The sequence below is a fragment of the Pseudomonadales bacterium genome, from assembly GCA_024234615.1.
Taxonomy (GTDB): domain Bacteria; phylum Pseudomonadota; class Gammaproteobacteria; order Pseudomonadales; family IMCC2047; genus JAJFKB01.
Window position 1 is genome coordinate 194,832 of record JACKNY010000003.1, and the last position, 23,368, is coordinate 218,199.

A 23,368-nucleotide genomic window follows, 5' to 3' on the forward strand; every position below is an offset into this window, starting at 1 on the left:
AGGGGGCAGAGTATGGTTAGCCTCTGTTAAAACTCATAGCTGGCATCCAGATACCACTGACGCCCGCGATCAAAGATTTCTGTAGTAAAGCCAAAAGCGTCCTGTTGATTACCGAAGGTTCGGTATTCCTCATCGCCAATGTTCTCAACTCCCAAGGTAACAGACCAGTCTGAGTTCGGCCCATCCCAACGCACACTGGCGTTAAACAGGTCATAATCATCCTGCAACTGTGCCGGGTTAGGAATACCAAAACCTAAATCCGGCGAACCCAGAAAAGCCGGTGCGGCAGCCGGACCATCATAAGGCACATTGTTTGAGTTGGTTCCAAACTCTGAGCGATAGGACCATTCCAGTCGCGGTGTTAAGGTGCCCATATCTCCCAGTTGAATTTCTTTGGTGAGCTGTAGGTTGGCATTCCAATCAGAGATGTTCTCGAACCGGCTGCTCTCGGTCAAACCCTGTACGCCAGCGCCGACTTTGGTTCGTTCTGGATCGAGATAACCCAGACTGGCGCTGATCAGCCAACTCTCTGCCGGGGCCAACAGCAGTTCCAGCTCAACACCCTGAATGTCCGCATCGCCAGCATTGGTGACGAAGGGGCCAACGCGAGTAGGATTAAAAAATCCAAAGCGGCACTGTTCAAGAACGAAAACGGTTATCATGCCATCAAACTTGCGCCAAGGTTCATGAGTTTGACAAACTCAATGCGCGCATCGGCGAGCTTAATCGAAGCCACGGTATTGTCAGGTGCGATATCCGCCGGCCTCACCAGTCCGAATGATTCGGATATATTCATCACCCTTATCGGTCATCGATTTTTCACCGCGTACTTTTAGTACATCGTTTGGCAACACTCAATGACCGTAACGGTAATACTCTTCCACATGTAAACTATTTTTCTGGTCGCTATCACCCACACCTTTAAAATTTAGCTTATTGCTTGCGGACAGTTTCCAGCCCCAAGTCCGATGAAGCGCTCAAAGAATGTCGGTCTGGCAGATAGTTAATGGGAATCTTTCTTGATTTCGCATCCCAATGGTTTCGCGGTAGTGCTTATACTCAACTCATCGTCAATATATGCCCAACATTACGCGCTGTACGATCACTGTCAAAAAAGGTCGCCTGACTGAATGCGTGCCTGAGGTAAAAGCGCTTGGTTAATGTTTTTCCGTTCTTCAAAATAATAGCTGCTTCCAGGGCGGAAGGCTCGACTGGCTGCCCAAGCGGGGTCATTCGGCTTCGGCTGGTCGGATCAAAATATCGATCAACCACTGACCAATAATCCCAACACACCCCGAATACCACCAAATTCGCCATCAAGCCTGCAGAATCGTTCTGGTGGCAGGGTGAGGTTGTTTACCGAATGCTCCACTTGAAGCGGCGGACTGGTAACTTCTAGTAGGTTTCATGGCAGATCACTCAACTACAGTGTTTGTGCAACGAATTGCAGCATTTGATCAGATGCTGCAAAAACAAGCTTGGTATTCCGGATTGTTGAGATTGGCCTGTTCGAAGCAGGCACCAAAGTTAAAAGGTAATCCCGCCGCAGCCGGATCAAAGAAGGTTCCGCCGGGAGCAATACCACCCGGTTCTGCCAGTTGTGCGGCAAGTGTATTCTGCGCTAGCGTCATGGATGGCGCTCCTCCCGGGCCGAAAAAACCAGAATTGATTGGCTCCATGCCAGTAGTTACCAGGGCCGGACCATTTTCGTCATCCTTCGAATAATCAAAGGAAAAATTGACCTCCAAATTGTCGTTCGCTAGCCACAGTGCTGTGAATTTAGCAGCAATAGTATCGTCATCACCCAAGTCCTTACCGTCAAAGACCCGATCAACATGACCATCCTGATTAAAGGAGGCTAACGATATCCGCGTTAATAATTGGTCGCTAATAGGAACATCCAAAGTACCACTCAGATTAAGACGGTTGTCGGTACCCAGTTTCACGCCAACTTTGCCACCAAATTCTTCACTCGGACGCTTCGAGGTCAAACTGACCGCACCACCAATGGTATTTTTTCCGAACAAGGTGCCCTGCGGTCCTCGTAACACTTCTACCCGCTCCAGATCAACCAGATCCAATATGCCACCTACAGAACGTCCGAGATAAACCCCGTCGACATAAATGCCCACACCCGGATCGATGACTGGGGAAAAGTCATTCTGACCAATACCGCGAATATAGATCGCCGCGTTGGTCACCCCTGAATTACTGGGTGAGCGGTTTAACACCAGATTTGGGGAGAAATTATCCAAACTGGACAAATCCGTCACACCCCTGATCTCCAAACCATCACCCGTAAAAGCAGACACAGCAATTGGCGTATCCTGCACGCTTTCTTCACGTTTCCGCGCCGTAACAATAACTTCTTCTATCGTTAACCGTGATTTGCTGTCTTCCGCATACGCCGGAACCGTAGCCGCTGTCGCCAAAACCCCCATTGCTGCCACCATATTCGGCAGGCGATAGAGAAGGTTCGGTTTGTTCTTGAATTTAGACACCATCTGTTCTCTCCAATTGACCCTATGAACTCCACAAAATCTTATTATTTTCGCGCTATACCAATGCACATTATGCTCACTTACAAGATACGCCGATGCTTTACTCAAAATAGGCTTTTTCGCTACAAGTGAGACATAGCGCCCCGGCAATACCCAACCTAAAGATATCAGGCCAGTTTAATTTACAGCGAATCGATCAGACAAAGTATGCGAATTACGCACCAAATATACGAATTAGGCATGTATTTGCATTAGAGATTCCTTAGCGCCTGTTAACACTAAAAAAAGCCGCTTCAATTGATCCTGCGCGAAGGAAGACATATACTCCGTCCTCCACGAAAAATCGTGAAATTATTTCATAAATTATAGAGAGCACAGCATGAGCAAGTATGAATTTCTCCCAATGCCCGATGAGCACGGTTATTTTGGCGAGTACGGTGGGCAGGAGAATATTCCACCCGAACTCAAGCTAGTAATGGACGACATTTATAGAGCCTACTGCGAAATTCGGGACAGCCAAGGATTTCAGTCCGAATTACAGAATCTTTTTCAACATTATGTGGGACGCCCCAGCCCCATATATTTTGCCAAGCGGCTTTCTGAGCAACTCGGAGGCGCTGAAATTTACCTAAAAAGAGAAGATCTTAATCACACCGGAGCGCATAAAATAAATCATTGCATTGGAGAAGCCTTGCTAGCAAAGCATATGGGTAAAACCAAGGTGCTAGCAGAAACAGGCGCTGGCCAACATGGTGTTGCCTTAGCCACCGCTTGCGCTTTATTGGACTTACCCTGTGAAATCCATATGGGCGAGGTCGATGTGCAAAAAGAACACCCGAACGTAACACGCATGAAAATACTGGGCGCCAAAGTTATCTCAGTTACTCGTGGCACCCGCACCCTCAAAGACGCAGTCGATAGCGCCTTCGAAGCCTACCTTGAAGATCCGCAAAATTATTTTTATGCGATTGGCTCCGTGGTTGGACCACACCCCTTCCCACAGATGGTGCGCGACTTTCAACGTGTCGTCGGCGATGAAGCACGCGAGCAGTTCCAACAAATGACCGGCCAACTACCTAATCAAATAGTTGCTTGTGTCGGCGGTGGCAGCAATGCGATGGGAATATTTACCGCCTTTTTAGAGGATGACGACGTTAAGATTACCGGGGTTGAGCCGAGCGGGCTTGGTCTCAATACTCCAGATCACGCCGCAACCCTAAGCAAAGGTCGTCCCGGCAGCTTACATGGCTATAGATCCTATGTACTGATGGACGAACAGGGTAAAACACTACCGGTATACTCGATTGCTTCTGGCCTGGACTATCCATCCGTTGGCCCACAGCATAGCTATTTGCATGATATTAAACGGGTTGAATACGTCGCTGCCGATGACCAGGAATGCCTGGATGCCTTTATGAAACTGTCACAGGTAGAGGGTATTATTCCGGCGTTGGAAAGTGCTCATGCGCTTGCGCACGCGATCAAAATAGCTCCCCAGTTCGGCCCAGAGTATAAAATCTTAGTTAACCTAAGCGGCCGCGGCGATAAGGATGTCGATTTCGTCGCCGACAAATTAGGCCTATAGCTAGGAGCTCTTACCTCCGTAAACCCCTTAGCAAACTAGTCTTCTGCTTGAAACTGACGTGATACAGCCAGACTTTCCGGCAAGGAGACTAATTTGCATATGAATGCCTCCGTTCATGCTATACTGGCCGCCTTTTGATACTAGTTACAATGAGGCAAATTTGATCCGCAAGTTATTCCAAAGAAAGGCCAAGGTTGAAGCCGCTCCACCAACGAAGAATTCCGCAGCAAAGACACCAGCCAAGAAGGATATAAAGGGCGGCCATGCACAGGGTACGAAACGAGCCAGCCACGCTCGCAAAAAAACCAGCCCGCAAAATGCCCCTTTGAAGTGGGATATCAGCCAATTCCAAGTGCCCGAAATCGAAGGAAAAACTCTGTTTCACAGCTTCGATTTGCCCGTCGAGCTAATGCACGGTATTGCTGATCTCGGATTTCAATACTGCTCGCCAATTCAAGCACAGTCTTTACCTCACACGCTGACAGGGCATGACCTGATCGGCAAGGCGCAAACCGGAACGGGTAAAACCGCCGCATTTCTCATCAATATCATCAATGATCTGCTTAATAACCCGCTCGAGGGAGAGCGCTTCGGGCACGAACCTCGCGCCCTGATTATCGCACCGACACGAGAGTTGGTCATGCAGATCGCGGAAGATTCGGAATCACTCAATAAATATACCGGCCTTAAAACACACGCTTTGGTCGGCGGCATGGATTACGGTAAGCAACAACAACGCTTGCGCCATGAGATTGTCGATATCCTCGTCGCCACACCCGGTCGCCTGCTCGATTTTTGCGGCAATCAGGATATCTATCTGGATCAAATTGAAATCATGGTAATTGATGAAGCGGACCGCATGCTGGATATGGGTTTCATTCCGCAGGTTCGGCGGATTATCCGCCAGACACCGCAGAAAATTCATCGTCAAACCTTATTATTCAGTGCTACCTTTACTCCCGAAGTATTATCACTTTCCGATCAGTGGACGATTGACCCGATTAGAGTGGAAATTGAGCCAGACAGCATTGCCACCGATACGGTCACCCAGCATGTCTATCTTTGCGCGAGTGATGAGAAATACAAACTACTCTATAACCTGCTGCTGCAGTCAGACGTGGATAACGTGATTATTTTTGCCAATCGTCGTGATCAATGTCGTCACCTGCATGAAAAATTACTACGTCATGGCTTTAAGGCGGGATTGCTATCAGGAGAGATAGCCCAAAATAAACGCGTAAAAACCTTAGAAGGGTTCAAATCAGATCAACTTAACGTGCTGGTAGCGACTGACGTTGCTGGCAGAGGCATCCATATTGACGGCGTTAGCCATGTGGTTAACTACACTTTACCGGAAGAACCTGAGGACTATGTGCATAGAATAGGCCGTACCGGACGAGCAGGCAAAAGTGGCACTTCTATTAGTTTTGCCTGCGAAGAGGATGCTTTTCAGCTCATGCCTATTGGCACGTTACTCGGTAAAAAAATTGAATGTGAGCATCCACCACAGCATCTGTTGGTCGACACGCCACCACTGGGCAAAGCCATTCGTTCCGAGTCACGCCAACCCATAAAATCTCGCAACAAATCACGAACTGGCGATTCACGTCGACGCCCATCTTCTCGCTAGATTTTCTGCAAGAGACTCGCTATCGATTGCAGAAGTTCTTGTTAGCTCGATATCCGTGGCCATATCGTTCAAACCATCCAGGTGGAGATCGCTAAGCAGACGATGACCAACAACTAGTTGCTCTCCCGTTTAAAATCAGGAAAACCTCTGTACGAAAGCCAAGCAATGCAGTCTCCATGAACTAGGGCGGCGTAAGTCGAGTACTGTATTTGACTTCTCTAAGGGTAAAGCTTGAAGCAGCAGAATCCACCAATGGGTGATTGAGTAATTGCCGTGTTAGCAGCCTTTCATAGGCTTCCACGTCCTTCACTACCACCTTGAGCGTATAATCATGACTACCGGAAACCGCATAACATTCGGTGACTTCTGGAAGTGAAGCTACAAAGCTCTCGAACGTCAACCGCGTTTCATCACTATGATGGCTTAACTTAACATTACAGATTACACAGACGTTGAGGCCGATAGTTTTACGATCAAGCAGGGCGACGCGGGCACTAATCACTCCTTTGGCCTCCAAGTTCTGGATACGTCGCCAAACAGAGGTTGGTGAGCTGCCAATTTTATCGGCTATCTGCTGATGGGTAAGCCCTGAGTTCTTTTGTAGCAATTCAAGAATATTTCTATCAATCCGGTCAATTTTTGATTCCATAGGGAACAGCCAAATAATCAGTCAATTATTCTGTATGTGCGTATTTTGACTTGGTTTTTTAACGCCTTATTGTCGAGTGCAAGCAACAGTTATACAAGATTCTCTTTATGTTGAATGAACAAATATTTTATGCCAACCCGTATTTGGAAGCAGTTAGTATTAACCTTTTTTTGTCATGGCGCTCACCCGCTCATCAAGATAACCGAGCAATTCATAAAGACCTTTTTTCTGCTGCCCGCTCAACCCTGCCAACAAAGACTTTTCCCATTCTAACGCCTTGTGTGCAATATTTTCGTACAGCGTTAATCCCTTTGCGTTCAGCGCCAGGCGTATAGCGCGGCTATCGTTCATATCTTTTTCCTTAATCAAGCATTGCTTTTGATCCAAGGTGCCGACAGCTCTTGATACTTTGACTTTATCCATATGAGTTTGCAGTCCAATCTCCTTAGCCAGCAAATGTGGATACTCCGCCAGCGTCGCCAGTATGCGCCACTCCGCTACACTAATATCAAATTCATCTGAGTAAATCCTTGATAGCGCTACACTTACCCTTTCCGACAGGTTATTCAAGCGATAGGGCATAAAGTGTTTTAATTTTACTTTTGGGTTGTTTTTATTGCTCACGTTTTCTTCCAAGGGTAATAGACCTTTTGATTTGCCAGGCGCGAGTTTAAGCGGAAAACAAACTGGTTGCAAAAGGAACTAGTTTGCTTTAAACTAGTTTCAATTGTAACTATATAGCATTACTTTCTATTCCTAGCAAACACAGGACAGAGACCATGAGCGCCAAAAAGTGGCTAACTTTTCCGATTCAGGAAGGCGAAACGTCTCGCCAAGCCCATTGTGATTTTCCTGAAGGAACCTATGAACGCGAGCTTGGACGGGAAGGTTTCTTCGGTCCCGTCACTCACATGCACCACCAAAATCCACCAACTGGCTGGATTGATTGGGAAGGCCCGCTACAACCGCGAGCTTTTGACTTTAACCAACTGACCGCCAATAGTCTTTCACCCTACGACGCGCCAGTCACCCTAGAAAATAATAATCTTGCCGTACGCCAGTGGAAAACCGATAGCAGCATGACGCACTTAGTGCGCAACAGCGATGGTGACGAATTACTGTTTATCCATTACGGCAGCGGTGACCTTTATTGTGATTATGGCCATCTCAGCGTTAGGGATGGCGACTACATCATGATTCCGCGTGGCACAGCCTGGCGTATTGATGTCACAGACCCGTTAACAGTGCTGATGATGGAAAACAAAGATGGTGCCTACACGATGCCGGATCGCGGCATTCTGGGCCCAAATGCCATTTATGATCCCGCGATTCTTGACCACCCTAAAATTAACAGCGCCTTTAAGGCTCAGCAGGGCAACAGTACTTGGCAGGTTCATATTAAGCGCCTCAACCAGCTTAGCAAAGTCACTTTTCCCTTCAATCCGCTAGATGCGGTTGGCTGGCATGGCGACAATACGGTGGTGCGATTAAACTGGCGCGATATCAGACCGCTGATGAGCCATCGCTACCATTTACCGCCTTCGGCGCACAGTACCTTTGTCGGTAACGGTTTTATCATATGCACTTTTTGCCCGCGTCCGATCGAGTCCGATCCAGGCGCTTTGAAAGTACCCTTTTTCCATAATAACGATGATTATGATGAAGTACTCTTCTACCATCGCGGTAATTTTTTCAGCCGCGATAATATTGAAGAGGGGATGGTCACCTTCCACCCCTGCGGTTTTGCTCACGGGCCTCACCCCAAAGCGTTAAAGAAGGCGCTGACCAACCCTAACAAGGAAACCGATGAAGTGGCCGTCATGATAGATACGCGCTATTCGCTTTCGGTAACCGAGGTTGCAGTAAAAACCGAAAACCTTGATTATATTAATTCCTGGAAATCACCTGGAAAGGATTTATAAACGTGAAACTTGCTTCGTTAAAACAAGGCCGTGACGGCCAACTAGTGGTGGTCTCACGAGACCTCACACGCGCCATTGCCGTACCTGAAATTGCCAACACTTTGCAGCAGGCGCTGGATGACTGGGCGGAATTGGAACCGCGCTTGCAAGCCATTTCCGAACAGCTGAACGCCAACACCATAAGCGCTGCCTTTGCTTTCAATCCGGCACTATGTGACGCCCCCTTACCACGCGCCTATCATTGGGCTGACGGCAGCGCCTATGTCACCCACGTTGAGTTAGTGCGCAAAGCCCGCGGTGCCGAGCTACCCGAATCCTTTTGGACCGACCCGCTAATGTATATGGGCGCATCCGATGCCTTTATCGGCCCCTGCGACGACATCCCGGTTGAATCGGAGGATTGGGGTATCGATTTTGAATCAGAGGTCGTGGTGTTTACGGATGATGTTCCCGCTGGGACAAAACCCGAGGGCGCACGCAAACATATCAAATTAGTGGCGTTGGTCAATGACGTTTCCTTGCGTAACCTGATTCCAGCAGAGTTAGGCAAACAGTTCGGGTTTTATCAATCCAAACCCTGGACTAGCTTTACTCCGGTCGCCGTCACCCCAGATGAACTTGGTGATAGCTGGGATGGCGCTAAAGTGCACTTACCACTAATCAGTACGCTTAATGACGAACAGATCGGTGCGCCTAATGCTGGCCAGGATATGATCTTTGACTTTGCCCAACTGATCACTCATGCGGCCAAATCGAGAGCACTGATGACCGGCACCGTCATTGGTTCAGGCACCATAGCCAACGTCGGCAGTCCTACCGGATCATCCTGCCTCGCTGAAGTTCGCTGCTTGGAAACCATTGCTGATGGCAAGCCCTCAACACCCTTCATGCGTTTTGGTGATCGCATCCGCATTGAAATGAAGGACGCTCAAGGCAACTCCATCTTTGGCGCGATTGACCAACAGGTGGTGCAATACCATCCACCCGTATAAAAGGCGCCGCAAGACCCAGCAGCGCCGAGGACTCGACATGGAACTTTTTACCTACCACCGATCTTCCGCCGCGTATCGTGTCAGAATCGCGCTGAACTACAAGGGTATCAAATATAGTGCAGTGCCGGTTAATCTGCTCAAGGTCGAACATAGAGGTGAAGATTACCTAGGGATTAGCCCACAGGGCCTTGTGCCCGCACTGCGCTTAGATGACCGCCGTGTGCTCACTCAATCCGGTGCCATTTTAGAATGGCTGGAGGAAAACTACCCGACACCGGCACTGTTACCACAGGATTCTTATGATCGTGGCATAGTACGCGCCTGGGCCAATATTATCTCCTGCGATATTCATCCGATTGATAATCTACGGGTACTCAATTACTTGACAGGGGAACTCGGTGTTAGTGACGAACAAAAGCAAACTTGGTATCGGCATTGGATCAAGCTCGGCTTTGATGCCCTTGAAACCCAAATCAAGGCAGCTCCCTATTGCTTTGGCAAGCAAGTCAGTATGGCCGATATCTATTTGATTCCGCAGGTCTATAACGCGCTGCGTTTCAGTTTAGAGATGAGCCACTACCCGAAAATTCATACGGTTTACAACAACTGCAATGAACTGGATGCATTCTCGCAGGCAGCACCGGAAAACCAGCCAGACGCGCCTGCCTGATATTTGGCTCTAGCCGGGGCCTCGTTACAGCGCTTAATGTTTTTATTATATTCGCGATCCCAGCTTCGACATGGCGTCGCATTGCACTTGGTGTTCAACTAATCAATTCGGAGCAGAAATGAGTAAAGTTGTTATTGTCACAGGTGGTACCAGAGGTATCGGGGCAGCAATTTCCATCGCCTTAAAATCAGCAGGCTACAGCGTCGCCGCTTGCTATGCGGGCAATACAGAGGCTGCCAACAAGTTCAAACAGGAAGCAGAGATCCCCGTCTATAAATTTGATGTGGCCGATTTCGATGCTTGCCAAAAAGCCGTCAGTCAAATCGAAGCAGACTTAGGGCCGGTACAGGCTTTGGTTAATAATGCCGGTATTTCCGTTGATGGCACCATGCACAAAATGTCATTTGAACAATGGAACAATGTCATCCAAACCAACCTCACATCCTGTTTTAACATGTGTCGAGCGACCATCGAAGGCATGCGCGCCAGGAACTTTGGCCGCATTGTTAATATCGGCTCTATTAATGGCCAAGCAGGACAATACGGGCAGGTAAACTATGCAGCCGCTAAATCTGGAATTCACGGCTTTACTAAAGCTTTAGCGCAAGAAGGTGCCGCTAAAGGCATCACGGTCAACGCCATTGCGCCTGGCTATATCGATACTGACATGGTACGCGCAGTACCGGAAAACGTACTGGAAAAAATAATCGCCAAAATCCCCGTAGGGCGCTTAGGTCAAGCTTCGGAAATCGCCAGAGGCGTATTGTTTTTAATCGCCGACGATGCGGGCTTTGTGACGGGTTCAACCTTGAGTATTAACGGTGGGCAACATATGTACTAAAGTAACTGGCGTCGAAGCCAAATTAATTTCGACGCCAATCTAAACCGATGATCGCTATCTTAAACCTTCATTGATACTGTCGAGAAAACGACTGCCCGGGCATAGTTCGTTTTCACTTAGTGCGTTGAGTGGCTTGGATACGGTACCTAACACCTCATGCAGGTCATCGGAGTCGTGCGCCATATAAAGCAATCCCGTTAAAATTTCACCGGCTTTCTTGTGCTGATAGACCGCTTCCATCGCCGCATGACGGTCATGGATATCAAAGTCAGCACCCGTCTTGTGCAAATGAACCGCTGAACCATCATGCATACAGACCTGCTGTGTGGTGCCCGCTTGATAGCTAGTGCAGATTTCTTCACGCATCGGCACAAAATCTACCGCCATATGACTCATGTGCTCGCGCACGTATTGGTAGCCCTTGGTCGAAGTCACACTGTTATTGAAGGTCACACAGGGTGAAACCACGTCGATTAAGGCAAATCCCTTATGGGTGATGGCCGCTTTAATCAAAGGCTCCAGCTGTTTTTTATCGCCGGAAAAACTGCGCGCCACAAAGGTAGCGCCAATCTGTAACGCCAGACTCACTAAGTCCATCGGCTCATAGGGGTTGGCGTTACCTTTTTTGGTAGCCGAACCTAAATCAGCAGTGGCGGAATCCTGGCCTTTGGTTAAACCATAACAGCCGTTATTTTCCACAACATAGAGCATATTCAGGTTACGTCGCACCACATGCATAAACTGACCTAAGCCAATCGATGCGGAGTCTCCATCGCCGGAAATGCCAATGTAAATCAGGTCACGGTTGGCCAGATTAGCGCCCGTCGCGACCGACGGCATACGTCCGTGCACGGAATTGAAACCATGCGATTTACCTAAAAAATAGGCCGGACTTTTAGAGGAACAACCGATACCTGATAATTTAGCGACTCGGTGCGGTTGGATCGACATTTCAAAACAGGCATTTAGAATCGCCGCACTGATAGAGTCGTGCCCACAGCCTGCACAAAGCGTTGAAATCGCGCCCTCATAATCACGCTTGGTGAACCCCAGCTCATTGGTGGGTAACTCCGGGTGCCTGAATTTCGGTTTAGAATAACTCATGACTTCACCTTCTTCGCCTTTTTACGAGTAATCGGCGTGACTTTGTTGTCGGATAACGAATCTCGCATGCTCATAGCGATGCTGCGTGCAGTGATCGGCATACCGTCATAATGCAAAATGGAGATCAGCTTATTCGGCGGTAATTCACCTTCATTGATCAGCAAACGCCGTAACTGGCCATCGCGATTCTGTTCAATCACAAATACCATCTCATGCTCAGAAATAAACTTCTCAACATCCTGATTAAAGGGAAAAGCACGAATCCGAATGGTATCGATCGCATGTCCTTCTTTGGCCAGCATTTCAACCGCTTCATAGCAGGGCGATGCGGTGGTGCCAAAAAATAGCGCGCCAACCGAGGTTTTTTGCTTCGCCATTTTGATCTTCGGCGCTGGCACATAGCGTTTGGCAGTCTCAAACTTTTTCAGCAAACGCTGCATATTATGAACGTAAGCTTCGCCATCTTCGGTATAGGTAGCGTAAACATCGCGCGATGATCCGCGTGTAAAAAAGGCACCCTTCTCCGGATGTGTTCCCGGATAGGTGCGATAAGGAATACCGTCTGCGTCCGTATCCAAGTAACGGCCAAAACGCGCATCCATATTGTCGAGATCTTCTGCCGTTAGTACTTTGCCACGATCAAATTTACGGCTGTCGTCCCATTCCAACGGTGGCGACATGTGTTCGTTCATACCCAAGTCAAGATCCGACATCATGATAATGGGAGTCTGCAGGCGATCCGCCAAATCGAAAGCTTGCGCCGACATATCGAAGCACTCACGCGGCGTCGAGGGAAACAGCAGTACATGCTTGGTGTCACCGTGTGATGCATAAGCGGCCGCTAAAATATCCGGCTGCTGGGTGCGCGTCGGCATGCCTGTCGAGGGGCCCGCTCGCTGCACATTGATCAATACCACCGGTACTTCAGCAAAGTAGGCTAAGCCAAGAAATTCTGTCATCAGCGACAACCCTGGACCGCTGGTTGCAGTAAAGGCTCGTGCACCGTTCCAAGCCGCGCCCAGCACGATACCCATGGCCGATAATTCATCTTCTGCCTGGACAATAGCAAAGTTATTTTTACCCGTACCCGGATCGATACGTAGCCGTCGCGCATATCTTTCGAAGGCTTCCACCACTGATGTGGAGGGCGTAATCGGATACCATCCGGCGACAGTTGCGCCACCATAAATCGCACCCAAAGCCGTCGCCGTATTACCGTCCATCAGAATATGGTGCGTGTAGGAGATGTGCTCGCCGATCTCGCTGGCACGCTCAACGCGAACCCCTAACGGACAGCTGAAATTCTCTATCGCATATTGATAACCCAGCTCCATGGCATGCACGTTGGGGGTTATTAATTTTTCTTTACCTTTGAACTGGTCAGAAACCAAATCCTTGAGTACGGCAAAATCAATATTCAACAGCGCCGCTAATGCACCTACGTAAATCATATTCTTAAACAGCAACCGCAACCTGGCATCTTCATATTCGCGTAAACAAATTTGCGTAAATGGAATGCCGATAAACTCAACGTCTTTGCGCATCAGGCGAGTATCGAGTGGCTTAGTGGAGTCATAGATAAAATAGCCACCCGGATCCAGACTCTGAATATCATCGGCCATGCTTTGCGGATTAACACAGAGCATGATATCAACGCCACCACGACGGCCCAGGTATCCCCGTTGGCTTACCCGCACTTCATACCAGGTGGGAAGCCCCTGAATATTCGAAGGAAAAATATTGCGTGGGCTAACCGGGATCCCCATTCGAAAAATGGATTTCGCAAACATATGGTTGGCACTGGCAGAACCGGTACCGTTGACGTTTGCAAACTTAATAACAAAATCGTTGACTGCTTCTATCCTGCGCATGTTCGCCCAGCCTTACTTACGTTATATAAAAATTTCTGCATGTCCCAGGCTCCTGTTGGACACCTTTCTGCACAAAGGCCGCAGTGTAGACAGACATTCTCATCCTTCACCATGACTCTACCCGTCTGTTTCAGCTTGGTTGAGGTGTAGATATCCTGATCGAGGTTTGTTGCGGGGACACGCATTTGTTGGCGTAGAATTTTTTCACTCGCATTTGACAAAAAGTTGATACAGTCAGTCGGACATATATCCACGCAAGCGTCACACTCGATACACTTGTCTTCAGTAAAAACCGTCTGTGCATCACAGTTCAAACAGCGCGCCGCTTCCTGGAAACCCAGTTCAATATCGAAACCCAACTCCACTTCTACCTTGCGATCTGACAGCGCCAACTTTTTATCCGCATGAGGTACCGGAACACGTGTTTCTGTGGAAATTTGGTTATCGTAACTCCATTCATGCACACCCATTTTCTGACTGGTCAGGGTCACCCCGGGACCGGGTCGATCCGCAACCAACTCTTTGCCTTTACAAAACAGATCGATGGAAATCGCCGCTTGCTGCGCCTGTGCCACTGCGGTAATAATATTTTCAGGACCAAAAGCAGCATCCCCACCAAAGAAGACTTTCGGATGTGTCGATTGGAAAGTCACCTTATCCACCACCGGCATACCTTTACGGTTAAACTCCAAACCGAGATCGCGTTCAATCCAAGGGAAAGTATTATCTTGGCCAATAGCAATTAGAACATCATCGCACTCGACATGAACCAAATCCTCCCCCGTTGGCACTAGGTTACGTCTTCCCTGCTCATCATAAACCGCTTCCACTTTTTCAAATAACATACCGGTCAACTGGCCGTTTTCATGAACAAATTCTTTGGGGACATGGCAGTTAAGAAACTCGACGTACTCCGCCATGGCGTCTTCTTTTTCCCACGGCGAGGCTTTCATTTTATCGAACTCAGAGCGGACGATGATCTTGACATCTTCACCACCAAGCCGCTTGGCGGTACGGCAACAATCCATCGCTGTATTACCACCACCGAGCACAATCACGCGTTTACCAATAGTGCTGGTATGTTCAAAGGCGACGCTGGCCAACCACTCGATACCAACATGTATGTTAGCTTTAGCTTCTTCCCGCCCCGGAACATCAAGGTTTTTACCGCTGGGGGCCCCGGTGCCTACAAACACGGCATCGTAGCCCTTAGCCAGCATATCTTTCAAGCTGTCGACGTAGGTACTGAAGGTAGCCTTCACACCCATATCAAGGATGTAATTCACTTCCTCATCCAACACTTGTGGCGGCAACCGGAAACTCGGAATCTGGCTGCGCATCATACCACCGGCTTTGGCTTGGTCATCATAGAGATCAATTTCGTAGCCAAGCGGCATTAAGTCTCTTGCTACCGTAAGGGATGCCGGCCCACCGCCGATCAGCGCAATTTTTTTACCATTTTTGCGCGTAGGTATTTTTGGCATACGCGCGGAAACATCGCCTTTATTGTCTGCCGCAACCCGTTTTAAACGACAGATGGCTACTGGCTTTTCCTCAACCCGACCGCGACGACAGACTGGCTCGCAGGGACGGTCACAGGTACGCCCCAATATGCCCGGAAACACATTTGAATCCCAGTTCACCATATAGGCATCGGCATAGCGCTGCGCTGCAATCAGCCGAATATATTCCGGCACTGGCGTATGTGCAGGGCATCCATACTGACAGTCCACAACCTTATGGAAGTATTCCGGGTTCGTTATATCGGTGGCTTTCAAAGCTCAATGTCTCCACTAAATAAAAGGTACGGTGGTCGTTGGCAGGCCGAATCAGGCCTATTCTGTAATAAGTATCATAGACCGCTATTTCACGGCTGTCTTGACTACCAGTGTGCAAAAAATTGTCTGGTAAGGTACGAAAGTTAGATACTGTAATTTTGTCATTAAATATTATTACATCCCGAGTCATCGGTCATGGCTAACCGATAAAAAAATCATCTTTCTTACGAGCGCTCAAATTAACTCATATCGCTGGCATTATGAGTAATTGCTTTCAACGTAACGTTCAATAATGACCTGGAACTCTTCGGCGATTCGATCGCCTTTAAGAGTGACTGTGCGCTCACCATCAACGAATACCGGAGCGACTGGGCGTTCACCTGTGCCCGGCAGACTAATGCCAATATTGGCGTGTTTACTTTCTCCAGGCCCATTCACTACGCAACCCATCACCGCCACCCGCATATCCTCGACCCCTGGACGGGTCTGCTTCCAAATTGGCATCTGCTGGCGCAAATAGGTTTGAATATCCTCAGCGAGCTGTTGGAAATAGGTGCTAGTGGTTCGACCACAGCCGGGACAGGCGATCACCATTGGCGTGAAGGAGCGCAATCCCATAGTTTGTAAAATCTCCTGCGCGACAGTCACCTCTTTAGTGCGGTCGCCACCGGGTTCAGGTGTCAAAGAAATACGGATAGTATCACCGATGCCTTCTTGTAATAACACCGACAACGCGGCGGTTGAAGCAACAATACCTTTCGATCCCATACCGGCTTCGGTCAGGCCTAAATGTAAAGGATAATCGCAGCGACTGGCCAGCTGTCGATAAATATTGATTAGCTCCTGTACGGAACTGGTTTTACAGGAAATCACGATAGCATTGTGGGGTAGCCCGATTGCTTCAGCCATCGCCGCGCTTTCCAGCGCGGAAGCGATTAACGCTTCGGCCTGCACCAGATTAAGGTCTTTCGGTGCTTTTAGCTGACGGTTCTCGTCCAACAGTTTCGCCAGTAAGGCTTGATCCAAACTACCCCAATTGACACCAATGCGTACCGGTTTCTGGTACTGACAGGCGATCTCAATCATGGTGGTAAACTGTTCGTCTTTCTTTTTGCCGCGTCCCACATTACCTGGGTTTATGCGATATTTGGCCAGTGCTTGCGCACAGTCGGGAAAACGAGAAAGTAGCTTATGCCCGTTAAAATGAAAATCACCGACGAGGGGAACATAGATATTTTGCGCTGCCAGCTGCTCGACAATAACTGGAACGGCCTGTGCGGCTGCTTCGTTATTGACCGTCAAACGCACCAACTCAGAACCCGCCTGGGCTAGCTGTGCAACCTGACGCACAGTTGTGGCAACATCAGCCGTATCGGTATTGGTCATGGACTGCACCACCACGGGGGCATTGCCCCCAATGATAAGTTCGCCAACTTTAACGGCAGCCCGCTGAATGCTAGCCGATCTCACAACCATTTTGTTATCCTGCGCAAAAGCGCTCATCTGGCCAAAACATGTCGGGGGTTAGCCAACAGTTCCTGTCTATTCGGAAAAGGGATGCCTCAGGACAATCGTTTCCTCACGATCCGGGCCGGTAGAAATGATATCAACTGGCACGCCCAAACGCTCCTCGATATAAGCAATATAATCCTGAGCATTTTGTGGCAACTGTTCAAGCGCCTTGGCACCTACGGTAGACTCCACCCAGCCCGGCATCTCTTCATAAATAGGTTTTAGTGTAGCGAGTTTTTCTGCACTAAATAGGCAATGATCTTTTGCCCCAACACCTTCATAACCGACACAAACCTTGATGGTTTGCAAGCCATCCAATACGTCCAGTTTAGTCAGACAGATACCACTCACGCTATTGATCTGCATCGAGAGCTTAAGCGCAACCAGATCCAGCCAGCCACAACGACGTGCACGCCCGGTGGTAGCACCAAATTCGTGGCCACGCTCGGCCATATGCTTACCCATGTCATCAAATAGTTCCGTAGGAAACGGACCGGCACCAACGCGCGTGGTATAGGCTTTAGTAATACCTAACACGTAATCCAAATAAAGGGGGCCAAATCCACTACCAGTGCTGGCGCCACCAGCCGTTGTATTGGATGAGGTCACATAGGGGTAGGTGCCATGATCTATATCCAGCAACGACCCTTGGGCGCCCTCAAATAACAGGTTACGACCCTGCTCACGGTATTGGTGTAACAGTCCGGTGACATCAGCAATCATCGGTTCAATTTGCTCGCCCTGTGCCAGGGCTTGATCCAACACCTGCTGATAATCCAATGCCGCCGCCTGGTAATAATGGGTTAGCGTAAAGTTATGATATTCCATGACCTCCTTAAGCTGCCCGGCAAATCTATTCGCATCCAATAAATCCCCCAAACGCAATCCGCGACGCGCCACTTTATCTTCATAGGCGGGCCCTATGCCACGTCCAGTGGTGCCGATTTTTGCCTCACCGCGCGCAATTTCCCGCGCCTGATCCAAGGCAGTGTGATACGGTAAAATCAGTGGGCAGGCCGCACTGATTCGTAGCCGTTCTTGCACCGGCACGCCACTTTGCTCAAGACCCGCCATTTCTTCCAACAACGCTTGCGGAGACAACACGACGCCGTTGCCAATCAAACAGAGCACATCGTCACGCAAGATACCTGAGGGTATCAAGTGTAAAACTGTTTTCTTACCTTCAATAACGAGAGTATGGCCCGCATTATGGCCACCCTGAAATCTCGCCACAGCACTGGCTTGATCCGTCAACAGATCAACGATTTTACCCTTTCCTTCGTCACCCCATTGGGTGCCTAAAATGACGACATTTTTACCCATTTATAAACTCAATCTAATTGATGTGCTTGTTAATAATTACTCTATTCACTCGCAGGATTTCCTCACGCTCAAATAGACTCGATCACCCATTCCCCATCCCGTATCACTAACAGTCGATCACAGCAAAACTGGCTGCCACTCTTACAGTCTTCTGGTAACTGATAAACCACAACTTCACCCTTCGCACGCAATCGTTGCACCTCTGCCGCTAAGGCGGGAGCATTATTACGTGGCGCGACAATTGCTCTTGGTACGTCAGTTCGGCTTGGCGCCAACCTGATCAATGCTTTTAAATCGGCACTAAACCCCGTTGCTGCACGCGACCTTCCAAAAACCTCTCCAATATGGTCGTAGCGACCGCCCTTTGCAATCGCCTGCCCATGCCCAGCGACATAGGCGGAATAAACCATACTGGTGTGATATTGATAACCGCGCAGCTCAGCTAAATCAAAGTACAGATCAACTTCTGGATATAGCGCAGCCAGTGATTGGCCTAATTCTGTAAGCATATCTAGTGCTTGCAACACAGACTGAGGTGCATTTTTAAAACACTCTTTCGCCTCAGACAAAACTTCATAGCCACCATTCAAACGAACCAATTTGGCCAGCATTTGCGCCACATCTTTGGCCGTAACATTGTCTGCGACAAACCGTTCCACATCAGCTTTCGCTTTGCTTTGCAGCAAACCAAACAGCTCCGCTTCCTGTGTCGTACTTAACTCAGCCATGCTGACCAGGCCCCGGTAAATACCAACATGCCCAAGATCAAGATGAACTCGTTCTGCACCCGCCAGCTTGATAGTTTCCAGCATCAAACTAATGATCTCGTTATCGGCAGCGATATCCGCACATCCAAACAGTTCTGCGCCCATTTGGATCGGGCTGCGGGTTGAAGAAATATTCGGCGCGCGCGTATGTAAAACGCTACCGCCATAACAAAAACGGGCCGGGCCCTGGTGTCTGAGGCTATGTGCATCAATGCGCGCCACCTGAGGCGTCATGTCGGCACGAATTCCCATCAAGCGCCCAGTTAATTGGTCTGTCACCTTAAACGTCTGGATATCCAAATCCGAACCGATCCCGGTTAGTAAGGACTCCAGATATTCAATATAGGGCGGCAGTACTAACTCGTATCCCCAGCTGCGGTATAAGTCCAACAGTTTACGGCGCAAAGATTCTGCCCTCCACGCCTGCGGCGGAAGCACTTCATCGATGCCATCCGGTAATAACCAACGATTTGAATCTGTCATCTTATGCTTAATTCTATCCTAACGGCCGCTAACAGGCCCTAGTTAATCAGGTACAGAACCCCTGTGCCGATTAACATGCTAATAAGCCCCATGGTGCGCATATTGCGATCGTCGACTTCAGCGATCATCTGCACCATTTTGCGCCATCGTTGCGGCGCAATAAACGGCAGGATGCCCTCGATCACCATCATTAAACAAAAAGCCACGGCTAACTCATGCCATATGCTCAATTACGAACCACCTTTTCACAAAAAAGCCGGGGGCTCCCCCGGCTGGACTAATAAGTTAGTGATTATACCTCAAACGCATCAATTAAATAACAGCACTACTTCTTCTTGTTAAGGTATTTAAAGAATTCACTATCGGGTTTAAGTATCAGAATATCACCTTTGTTACTAAAGGTTTCCTTGTAGGCCTTCAGGCTTCGGTAAAACGCATAAAATTCAGGATCCTGGTTATAGGCTTGCGCATAGGTGGCTGCGGCCAGCGCATCACCCTCACCGCGTATTTTTTCAGCATCGCGAAAGGCTTTGGCTTCAATGACTGTTTTTTGTCGATCTGCATCAGCGGAGATACCTTCCGCCAGCTCTTTACCTTTGGCGCGATGGTCTCTCGCTTCCCGGTCACGCTCGGTCGCCATCCGGTTAAACACTGAGCTACTGACTTCCGGCGGCAAATCAATGCCCTTAACCCGCACGTCCAATACTTCCATGCCTAATTCTTTCTGTGCTATGTCATTCAAATTATGAGTAAGCTCAGTCATTAGCTCATCCCGCTCACCTGATACTACCTCATGCATGGAACGCTCACCAAACTGGTTGCGCAATCCGGTATCAACCCGCGCTGAGAGCAGTCTTGCTGCAACAAACTCATCACCGGATGTAGCGGTATAGTATTTTTCCACGGAAGATATGCGCCATTTGACATAGGAGTCTACGATCACCGCTTTCTTTTCCAGGGTGAGAAAACGCTGTGACTGCGAGTCTAGTGTCAGTAGACGGCCATCAAACTTTCTCACCTTATTGACGAAGGGGATTTTAAAGTGCAACCCAGGTGGCACATCAGTTTTCACCACTTCACCAAATTTTAAAAGCACGGCGCGCTCACGTTCGCTGACGATATACATACACTGGAAGCCTACCAGCAATACCAAAAAAATAGTGATCAGACTTATTAATGATCTAGATGTCATCTTAACGCCCCTCCCTTATGCGGGTGGTGGATCGACGCTCATTAATTTTCTCAACAACCTGATTCGTCAACTCTTCCAACTGACGTTCTCCAATATTGCCACCCTTTGCAGTGCTCAAGCCGCTTGAGTTAATAATTTTATCGAGTGGCAGATACATCATGTTATTACCACCCTCAACATCGATAAGGATTTTTGAACTGTTGGAAATAACGGACTGCATAGCGTCTAGATAAAGCCTTTCCCGAGTTACTTCTGGCGCTTTTTTGTACTCAACCAACAAATTCAAGAATCGACTGGCCTCACCTTCCGCCCTGGTAGTAACCTCTTCCCGATAGGCATTGGCTTCTTCTCGCAAACGCTGCGCGTAACCGCGTGCGACAGGAATAATGCCATTGGCGTAAGCCTCCGCTTCGTTTTTCACCCGCTGCTCATCTTCACGCGCCCTAATGACGTCATCGAATGCCGCCTGTACTTCCTTTGGCGCTTGCGCATTCTCGATGTTAACTTTGCTTACCTGTAATCCGGTGTTATAGCGGTTTAGATAGCTCTGCAACCTAATTTGCACATCCTGCGCAATCAGCTCGCGACCTTCTGTTAGGACCTTATGCATTTCCGCACTACCAACCACATGGCGCAGCGCACTGTCGTTAGCATGCACCAAGCTTAACTCGGGGTCACGCACGCTCAGATGGAATTTTTTCGGATCAGAAATAACATACTGCACTGATAAGTTGACTTCAACAATGTTCTCATCCTCCGTCAGCATGGTTCCCCGCGAACTGTGTGATCGCACTTTGGTCACATTAATTTTAGCAACCTCATCAATTCCCCAAGGGTTCCAGTGTAATCCCGGCGGCACCGTTTCTAGGTATTTACCCAAACGTAACACCACACCTCGTTCCTGTTGATCGACGGTATAAAAACCCATGAGCGCCCAGCCCACCGCTAAAACGATAAGCACCACGGAAAACAGGCCACCGCTTAACTTGCCTGCGCCGGCACCCGGACCAGATCCAGAGCCACCTTTACCACCGAAAATTTTACCGAGCTGACCTTGGAGCTTACGAATGGCCTCGTCTAAATCCGGCGGCCCTTGATTGCCACCGCTATTTTTCCCACCCCAAGGGTCTCGATCTTTTTGATTACCCGGTTCATTCCAGGCCATGGCCTTCTCCATCATTCGTTAGCTGCTAATACCTCTAGCAAGCCGATATCTTTAAAGAAATTGCTTCGCATTCTAGAGTTCGGGGCTCTGTGCTGCAAGCATAAATGGGTAGTTCTTGATGCTAATTGCGCGCCAAAATCCTATCTAAATCCTGTTTTGGCAAACGTACTTGAATCAGATAGTCGCCCTGCTCCGTGATAGATTCCTTTAACACGGCTCCCTGTCGATAAAACTCCGCACGCAAACGACCATTATTGGATAAAATTTTCAGCTCTTGGGACACGAGGTTATCCGCCAGCTTTTCCGTGAGCGCCTGCATTAGAAGATCAATACCGGCTCCCGTTTGTGCCGACAGCCAAACTCGCCATGGGCGACCGGTCTCATCGCGGTCGATGCGCGGTTCAAACCCAGCCAGCTGGTCAATTTTGTTATAGACCATTAACCGAGGTACAGCTTCCGCTTGAATCTCGCTCAATACAAAATTCACTTGTTCAATATTTTTTTCTCGATTCTCGTCTGCCGCATCAACCACATGCAGGAGCAAAGTTGCCTCGCTCGTTTCCTGCAAAGTTGCCTGAAAAGCTTCCACCAATTTGTGCGGTAGGTGCCGAATAAAACCAACCGTATCTGCCAAAATGACGGAACCAATACCCTCAACTTCAACACGTCGAAAGGTTGGATCCAATGTCGCAAATAACTGATCCTTGGCAAAGACGTTGGCAGCAGTCATGCGGTTAAAAAGTGTCGATTTCCCAGCATTGGTATAGCCCACCAACGAAGCCGTAGCAACTTCTGCCCGCTTACGCGCCTGCCTGCCTTGGTTGCGCTGCCTTCGAACCTTGTCTAATTTTAAACCGATGGATTTAATACGTGCCCTCAGTAAACGACGGTCAGTTTCGAGCTGCGTTTCACCCGGTCCACGCAAGCCGATACCACCCTTTTGACGCTCAAGGTGCGTCCAGCCTCGAATCAAACGAGTCGACATATATTGCAACTGCGCCAGCTCAACCTGTAATTTTCCTTCGTGAGTACGTGCTCGCTGCGCAAAGATATCGAGAATGAGACCGGTTCTGTCCAGCACCCTGCACTGAAGCTCCCGTTCCAGATTTCTCTCCTGGCTAGGGGTCAGACCATGATTGAATAGAACCAACTCAGCGTCGTGGGCACGTGCTGATTGACGAATTTCATCAACCTTACCGGTGCCCACAAAGTATTTCGCATTAGGATGTGACAGCTTCGCGGACATTAGATTAACCGCGAAGGCTCCGGCCGATTTTGCAAGTTCTTGAAATTCAAAAATATCTTCCTGCTCCTCTTCATCAGATAACTCTAAATGAACCAGAACAGCTTTTTCACCACTTTGCGGACGTTCAAAAAACAAAA

Annotated in this window: 21 protein-coding genes and 1 pseudogene; 6 read left to right on the forward strand and 16 right to left on the reverse strand. The window is 48.8% G+C overall.

The genetic code is table 11. The annotated features are described in order from the left end of the window. Positions 1–26 precede the first annotated feature (26 nt). From H6995_13625 to H6995_13640, 4 genes and pseudogenes are all read right to left on the reverse strand, one after another. The gene (locus H6995_13625; protein MCP5216038.1) at positions 27–662 is read right to left on the reverse strand and encodes a TonB-dependent receptor; all 636 of its coding nucleotides are present in this window, start codon (positions 660–662) and stop codon (positions 27–29) included. Next, positions 659–812 (reverse strand): annotated as a pseudogene (locus tag H6995_13630) (flagellar basal body L-ring protein FlgH). The gene H6995_13625 and the pseudogene H6995_13630 overlap by 4 nt, the downstream one beginning before the upstream one ends. Positions 813–1,059: 247 nt before the next feature. Continuing rightward, complete coding sequence (locus H6995_13635) at positions 1,060–1,317, reverse strand: hypothetical protein (GenBank protein ID MCP5216039.1); 258 nt, start codon at positions 1,315–1,317, stop codon at positions 1,060–1,062. A 140-nt stretch (positions 1,318–1,457) separates the two neighbouring features. Next, a complete protein-coding gene (locus tag H6995_13640) occupies positions 1,458–2,504 on the reverse strand; it encodes a TonB-dependent receptor plug domain-containing protein (GenBank protein MCP5216040.1) in 1,047 nt (348 codons plus the stop codon). 376 nt (positions 2,505–2,880) lie between these two features. Between H6995_13640 and trpB the strand changes: the two genes are divergently transcribed. Both trpB and rhlB read left to right on the forward strand, forming a co-directional pair. Further along, on the forward strand, positions 2,881–4,086 hold the full coding sequence (gene trpB, locus H6995_13645; GenBank protein ID MCP5216041.1) for a tryptophan synthase subunit beta: 1,206 nt from the start codon (positions 2,881–2,883) through the stop codon (positions 4,084–4,086). Positions 4,087–4,201: 115 nt separating this feature from the next. Beyond that, positions 4,202–5,716: an ATP-dependent RNA helicase RhlB gene (gene rhlB, locus H6995_13650; protein MCP5216042.1), complete on the forward strand. Its 1,515-nt coding sequence runs from the start codon at positions 4,202–4,204 to the stop codon at positions 5,714–5,716. A 181-nt stretch (positions 5,717–5,897) separates the two neighbouring features. Here rhlB and H6995_13655 read toward each other — a convergent pair whose 3' ends face one another. Next, positions 5,898–6,365 (reverse strand): Lrp/AsnC family transcriptional regulator, encoded by a 468-nt coding sequence (locus H6995_13655; GenBank protein ID MCP5216043.1) that lies wholly within the window; start codon positions 6,363–6,365, stop codon positions 5,898–5,900. 159 nt (positions 6,366–6,524) lie between these two features. Next, positions 6,525–6,947 carry a winged helix-turn-helix transcriptional regulator gene (locus H6995_13660; GenBank protein ID MCP5216044.1) on the reverse strand — a complete coding sequence of 141 codons (423 nt, stop codon included), beginning with the start codon at positions 6,945–6,947 and terminating at the stop codon, positions 6,525–6,527. A 197-nt stretch (positions 6,948–7,144) separates the two neighbouring features. Here H6995_13660 and H6995_13665 point away from each other — a divergent pair, with 197 nt between their 5' ends. The 4 genes from H6995_13665 (at position 7,145) to phbB (ending at position 10,790) form a co-directional block, all read left to right on the forward strand. Further along, positions 7,145–8,287, forward strand: a complete 1,143-nt coding sequence (locus H6995_13665; GenBank protein MCP5216045.1) for a homogentisate 1,2-dioxygenase — start codon at positions 7,145–7,147, stop codon at positions 8,285–8,287. A 2-nt stretch (positions 8,288–8,289) separates the two neighbouring features. Then, positions 8,290–9,279 (forward strand): fumarylacetoacetate hydrolase family protein, encoded by a 990-nt coding sequence (locus H6995_13670; GenBank protein ID MCP5216046.1) that lies wholly within the window; start codon positions 8,290–8,292, stop codon positions 9,277–9,279. Between the two features lie 37 nt (positions 9,280–9,316). Continuing rightward, positions 9,317–9,949: a maleylacetoacetate isomerase gene (maiA, locus tag H6995_13675; protein ID MCP5216047.1), complete on the forward strand. Its 633-nt coding sequence runs from the start codon at positions 9,317–9,319 to the stop codon at positions 9,947–9,949. 118 nt (positions 9,950–10,067) lie between these two features. After that, the gene (gene phbB, locus H6995_13680; protein MCP5216048.1) at positions 10,068–10,790 is read left to right on the forward strand and encodes an acetoacetyl-CoA reductase; all 723 of its coding nucleotides are present in this window, start codon (positions 10,068–10,070) and stop codon (positions 10,788–10,790) included. 54 nt (positions 10,791–10,844) lie between these two features. Here the strand turns inward: phbB and H6995_13685 are convergent, their stop codons facing one another. The 10 genes from H6995_13685 to hflX form a co-directional block, all read right to left on the reverse strand. Beyond that, a complete protein-coding gene (locus tag H6995_13685; protein ID MCP5216049.1) occupies positions 10,845–11,894 on the reverse strand; it encodes a 2-oxoacid:ferredoxin oxidoreductase subunit beta in 1,050 nt (349 codons plus the stop codon). Next, on the reverse strand, positions 11,891–13,765 hold the full coding sequence (locus H6995_13690) for a 2-oxoacid:acceptor oxidoreductase subunit alpha (protein ID MCP5216050.1): 1,875 nt from the start codon (positions 13,763–13,765) through the stop codon (positions 11,891–11,893). The genes H6995_13685 and H6995_13690 overlap by 4 nt, the downstream gene beginning before the upstream one ends. Beyond that, positions 13,753–15,543, reverse strand: coding sequence for an FAD-dependent oxidoreductase (locus H6995_13695; GenBank protein ID MCP5216051.1), 1,791 nt, complete (start codon positions 15,541–15,543; stop codon positions 13,753–13,755). The genes H6995_13690 and H6995_13695 overlap by 13 nt, the downstream gene beginning before the upstream one ends. A gap of 258 nt (positions 15,544–15,801) precedes the next feature. Next, positions 15,802–17,046: a flavodoxin-dependent (E)-4-hydroxy-3-methylbut-2-enyl-diphosphate synthase gene (ispG, locus tag H6995_13700; protein MCP5216052.1), complete on the reverse strand. Its 1,245-nt coding sequence runs from the start codon at positions 17,044–17,046 to the stop codon at positions 15,802–15,804. A 39-nt stretch (positions 17,047–17,085) separates the two neighbouring features. Further along, positions 17,086–18,378, reverse strand: a complete 1,293-nt coding sequence (locus tag H6995_13705) for an adenylosuccinate synthase (GenBank protein ID MCP5216053.1) — start codon at positions 18,376–18,378, stop codon at positions 17,086–17,088. Positions 18,379–18,446: 68 nt separating this feature from the next. Beyond that, on the reverse strand, positions 18,447–19,628 hold the full coding sequence (locus H6995_13710) for an ATP phosphoribosyltransferase regulatory subunit (GenBank protein ID MCP5216054.1): 1,182 nt from the start codon (positions 19,626–19,628) through the stop codon (positions 18,447–18,449). Positions 19,629–19,666: 38 nt separating this feature from the next. Further along, a complete protein-coding gene (locus tag H6995_13715; protein ID MCP5216055.1) occupies positions 19,667–19,852 on the reverse strand; it encodes a DUF2065 domain-containing protein in 186 nt (61 codons plus the stop codon). A gap of 101 nt (positions 19,853–19,953) precedes the next feature. Next, positions 19,954–20,820, reverse strand: a complete 867-nt coding sequence (gene hflC / locus H6995_13720; GenBank protein ID MCP5216056.1) for a protease modulator HflC — start codon at positions 20,818–20,820, stop codon at positions 19,954–19,956. A gap of 1 nt (position 20,821) precedes the next feature. Beyond that, on the reverse strand, positions 20,822–21,985 hold the full coding sequence (hflK, locus tag H6995_13725) for an FtsH protease activity modulator HflK (GenBank protein MCP5216057.1): 1,164 nt from the start codon (positions 21,983–21,985) through the stop codon (positions 20,822–20,824). Positions 21,986–22,106: 121 nt separating this feature from the next. After that, the gene (hflX, locus tag H6995_13730) at positions 22,107–23,366 is read right to left on the reverse strand and encodes a GTPase HflX (protein MCP5216058.1); all 1,260 of its coding nucleotides are present in this window, start codon (positions 23,364–23,366) and stop codon (positions 22,107–22,109) included. Between the last annotated feature and the right edge of the window lie 2 nt (positions 23,367–23,368).